Origin of the sequence: Streptomyces sp. NPDC005899, assembly GCF_040629645.1 — a bacterium.
GTDB lineage: Bacteria > Actinomycetota > Actinomycetes > Streptomycetales > Streptomycetaceae > Streptomyces.
Genome location: NZ_JBEXWB010000456.1, coordinates 1 through 4,183, shown reverse-complemented (window position 1 = coordinate 4,183; position 4,183 = coordinate 1). Strand labels below are relative to the sequence as shown.

The window sequence follows — 4,183 nt, the reverse complement described above, 5'->3', positions numbered from 1 at the left end:
GGAGACCCCGGCGGGGCGGGCGCGGCGGCGCCGGCCGGCCACCGCCCCGAGCCGGGGTCTCCGGGCTCCTGTACCTCGTCGAGGTACACCGGCCCGGTCTCGTCCACCGGGGCGGGCCGCCGGGCCGGCCGCCACGGGGCGGCGTCCGCCGCCGTCCCGTCGTGCTGCGCCGCCGCCGACACGCCGTCACCCGGCGGTGCGGGCCGGCTCGTACCGGGAACCCAGGAAGCGCCGTTCCAGTAGCGGACGTATCCGGGAATGGACGGGTCGGGGTAGTAGCCCTCGCGGGGGCTTTCGTCACCGGGTGCCGGGGTTGGGGCGCTCATCACCGTGGTCCCGTATCTCTTCGAGGCCTCAATACAAGGGTTTACATCTATCAGACCGCCGCGTATCCCCGGGCCGATCCCGTTGTTCGGAACACTTTCAGGGCTGCGGGAAGATTTTCCGGGAAGTCGCGTCATGGACGGGCGGGAGGTCTCTCTCTCGTTGTGCGGACCGGTCAGAGGACCGGTTCCTACGAGCGACGGAAGGTGCTTCCCATGCGAGAGGCCGTGGACTGTGAGCTGGAACTGATGCTGGTCCTGTCGCCCGAGCGGTCCGTCCCCGTGCCCGCCCGGCTCTCCTACCTCACCGACGACCCGTACGCCGTGCACATCGCCTTCCACATCGGCTCCGAGGCGCCCGTGCACTGGACGTTCGCCCGCGAACTCCTCGTGGAGGGGGCGTGCCGGCCGTGCGGGTACGGGGACGTGCGGATCTGGCCGACCCGGGTCGGGGACCGAGGCGTCATCTGCGTGGCCCTCGCCTCGCCGGACGGCGACGCCCTGCTGGAGATGGACTCGGCCGCCGTCGCCGCCTGGACGGAGCGCACCCTGATGGCCGTGCCTCCCGGGACCGAGAGCGCGCGACTCGGCCTGGACGACGCGCTCGCCCGGCTGCTCAGCCCACTGCCGGCCGACGACCTCTGGCTCACCGACCCGTGGTCCACCGACGAGGCCCCGGACGGCGAGCTGTGAACGGCACGGGGCCGGCCGGCGGCCCGGGGGGCGGTGGGCGGTGGTCCGGGCGGTCCAGGTGCTCCGGGTGCTCCGGGTGCTCCGGGTGCTCCGGGGTCAGAACAGCTTGCCCGGATTGAGGAGGCCGAGCGGGTCGAAGGCCGCCTTGATACCCCGCTGCAACTCGAGCCCCACTTCGCCCAGTTCGCGGTCGAGCCACTCCTTCTTCAGCACGCCGACGCCGTGTTCGCCGGTGATGGTGCCGCCGAGTTCCAGGCCCAGCGCCATGATCGCGTCGAAGGACGCGCGCGCCCTGCGGGACTCGTCCGCGTCGGTGTGGTCGAAGCAGACGACGGGGTGGGTGTTCCCGTCGCCCGCGTGGGCGCAGACCCCGATGGTCAGGTCGAACTCCGCGGCGATGGCGGCGGTGCCCTCGATCATCGCGCCGAGCTTCGAGCGCGGCACGCACACGTCGTCGATCATGGTGGCGGACTTGACGGTCTCCAGGGCGGGCAGTGACAGCCGGCGCGCCTGCAGCAGGAGTTCGGACTCGGCGGCGTCGTCGGCGGGCACGACCTCGGTGGCGCCCGCGGCGGTGCACAGCTTGCCGACGGCGTCGAGGTCGCCCGCCGGGTCGGGTGTGTCGAAGGCGCAGAGCAGCAGTGCCTCGGTGGACTCGGGGAGTCCCATGGAGGCCATCGCGTTGACGGCGTGCACCGTCGTACGGTCCATCAGTTCGAGGAGTGACGGGGTGTGTCCCTGTTCCATGATCCGGCACACCGCGTCGCAGGCCGCCCCGGCGGAGGGGAACTCGGCGGCGAGCACCAGCTGCCGCGGGGGCTGCGGCCGCAGGGCGAGCACGGCCTTGACGACGATGCCGAGGCTGCCTTCCGACCCCACGAAGAGCCGGGTGAGGTCGTATCCCGCGACGCCCTTGGCGGTGCGCCGGCCGGTGCTGAGGAGCCGCCCGTCGGCGAGGACGACCTCCAGGCCCAGTACGTACTCCGCGGTGACCCCGTACTTCACGCAGCACAGGCCGCCGGCGGCGGTGCCGATGTTGCCGCCGATGGTGCACGTCTCCCAGCTGGAGGGATCCGGCGGGTAGTACAGCCCGTGCTCCCCGACGGCACGCGAGAGCGCGGCGTTGACGACGCCCGGCTCGACGACCGCGATCCGGTCGACCGGGCTGATCTCCAGGATCCGGTCCATCTTCGTCAGGGAGAGCACGATGCAGCCGTCGGAGGCGTTCGCCCCGCCGGAGAGGCCCGTCCGCGCGCCCTGGGGCACCACGGGCACCCGTAGCGCGGTGGCGGTCCGCATGACGTGCTGGACCTCCTCGACCGTGCGCGGGAGCACGACGACCGCGGGTGCCCCGGCCTCGCAGAAGCTCGCCATGTCGTGGGCGTACGAGGCCGTGACGTCCGGATCCGTGATCAGGGCATCGGCCGGAAGGCCCGCCCGCAGGTGTTCGACAAGTGCGTCCATGATCCAAGCGTGACACCCGGGGCCAATGGTGTGAACCCGTCTACGCCCGCACACATGGAGCGCGATGCGATCTTCGTACTGACGCAGAGTGATGGTCATGGATGCCAAGCCGCAGCAGATCCCGGAGCCACCCCCCTCCCTCCTGCCGCCGGAGGGCGCGACGTCCGTCCCCCCGCCTCCCGCCCCCCTGCGCACCACACTGCGCAGGGCCGCTTTCGGTGCCGTCGCCGGCGCCGTCCTCGTGGCCGGCGCGGTGGTCGCCGTACCGGACGGCCCCCGGAAGGCCGCACCACCCCGGCCGGGGCCGGTGGCGCGCGCCGAGGCCGCGGCGGCGGCCGGTTCCCCGGCGTCCCTCTCCGACCTGACGGCCCTGATCGGCGACCGGCAGAAGTGGGTCGAGACGCATCCGGCCGACGCGCCGTCCTGGGCGGTGCTCGGCACGGCCTACGCGGAGTGGGGCCGGCGCGCCGCGGACACCGCCTACTACCCGCGCGCCGAACAGGCACTCCGGCGGTCACTGGCCGCGGAGCCCGGTGAGCGGGGGAACACGGAGGCGTGGGTGGGACTGGGGGCGCTCGCCAACGCCCGGCACGACCACCTCGCGGCGAAGAAGTGGGGCGAGGCGGTGCGCGCCCGGCAGCCGAAGGACTGGACGGCCTACCCGGTCCTGATCGACGCGTACGTCGGCCTCGGTGAGTACGCGGCCGCGGCAAAGGCCACCGAGAGGTTCGCCGCCCTGCGCAAGGGCGTCCCCGCACTGGCCAGGACGTCCCAGATGTACCGCAACCAGGGCTGGCGCGAGGACGCCCTGGCCACCGCCCAGGAGGCCGCGGACCACGCCACGTCACCGGCCGAGAAGGCGGAGGCGCTGCACCGCCTGGGCGACCTGGCCCGGGAACGCGGCGAGCCCGCGGAGGCCCTCGCCCAGTACGAGGCCGCCCTGCGCACGGACAGCGGCCACCTGGAATCCCGTGCGGGCCGGGCCCGCGCCCTGGCGGCCCTGGACCGTACGGACGAGGCGCTGGCCGACTACCGGACGGTCACGGCGAAGCTGCCCGTCCCGCAGTACGTCCTCGAACTGGGCGAGCTGTACGAGTCGATGGACCTCGACGGCGACGCCCGCACCCAGTACGCGGAGTTGCGCGGGCTCCTGGCGCGGGCGGAGGCCGCGGGAGTGAACGAGTCCGTGGTGGAGGCCCGCTACGAGGCCGACCACGGCGACCCGGACGCGGCCGTGGAGCTGATGCGCGCGGAGTGGTCGTCGCTGCGCCGCAGCGCGGCGGTGGCGGACGCCCTGGGCTGGGCACTGCACCGGGCGGGCCGCTCCGAGGAGGGCATCCAGTACGCGGAACGGGCGGTGGAGACGGGGATCCGGGACGCCTCGTACGCGTACCACCTGGGCGTGATCGAGAGCAGCCTCGGACAGGACGGCCCGGCCCGCGGCCACCTGGACGAGGCGCTGCGCACCGATCCGCGCTTCTCGCCGCTGGCCGCCCCTCTGGCCGGCAAGGCGCTGGAGGAGCTGGGCGAGCCGGCGTCCGGCGGCCCGCAGGAGGTGCCGGTACCGGAGACGGCCCCTGCCCTCTCCTCCCCTCCGGCACCGTCCCCGTAGCCGTAGCCGTGGCCGTGGCCGTGGCCGTAGCTGTGGCCCTGGCCGTGGCCGTGGCCCGAGGACGGACGCGGCGAGGGCGGCGGGGCCGGTT

The 4,183-nt window shown here is 73.9% G+C and carries 4 protein-coding genes; 2 read left to right on the top strand and 2 right to left on the bottom strand.

From position 1 onward, the window contains the following. A partial coding sequence (locus ABZ371_RS29745; RefSeq protein WP_358685380.1) for a DUF2510 domain-containing protein occupies positions 1-326 on the bottom strand: 326 nt, incomplete at its 3' end. 213 nt (positions 327-539) lie between these two features. Here ABZ371_RS29745 and ABZ371_RS29740 point away from each other — a divergent pair. Further along, positions 540-1,016: an SsgA family sporulation/cell division regulator gene (locus ABZ371_RS29740; RefSeq protein ID WP_358685378.1), complete on the top strand. Its 477-nt coding sequence runs from the start codon at positions 540-542 to the stop codon at positions 1,014-1,016. Between the two features lie 96 nt (positions 1,017-1,112). Here ABZ371_RS29740 and ABZ371_RS29735 read toward each other — a convergent pair whose 3' ends face one another. Continuing rightward, on the bottom strand, positions 1,113-2,480 hold the full coding sequence (locus tag ABZ371_RS29735) for an FAD-linked oxidase C-terminal domain-containing protein (RefSeq protein WP_358685376.1): 1,368 nt from the start codon (positions 2,478-2,480) through the stop codon (positions 1,113-1,115). Between the two features lie 97 nt (positions 2,481-2,577). Between ABZ371_RS29735 and ABZ371_RS29730 the strand changes: the two genes are divergently transcribed. Beyond that, positions 2,578-4,092 (top strand): tetratricopeptide repeat protein, encoded by a 1,515-nt coding sequence (locus ABZ371_RS29730; RefSeq protein ID WP_358685374.1) that lies wholly within the window; start codon positions 2,578-2,580, stop codon positions 4,090-4,092. Positions 4,093-4,183: the final 91 nt, after the last annotated feature.

Bases quoted from the DNA above. Each gene is read 5' to 3' on its own strand.
- ABZ371_RS29730 (WP_358685374.1), top strand. From the start codon at position 2,578: ATGGATGCCAAGCCGCAGCAGATCCCGGAGCCACCCCCCTCCCTCCTG.
- ABZ371_RS29740 (WP_358685378.1), top strand. From the start codon at position 540: ATGCGAGAGGCCGTGGACTGTGAGCTGGAACTGATGCTGGTCCTGTCG.
- ABZ371_RS29735 (WP_358685376.1), bottom strand. From the start codon at position 2,480: ATGGACGCACTTGTCGAACACCTGCGGGCGGGCCTTCCGGCCGATGCC.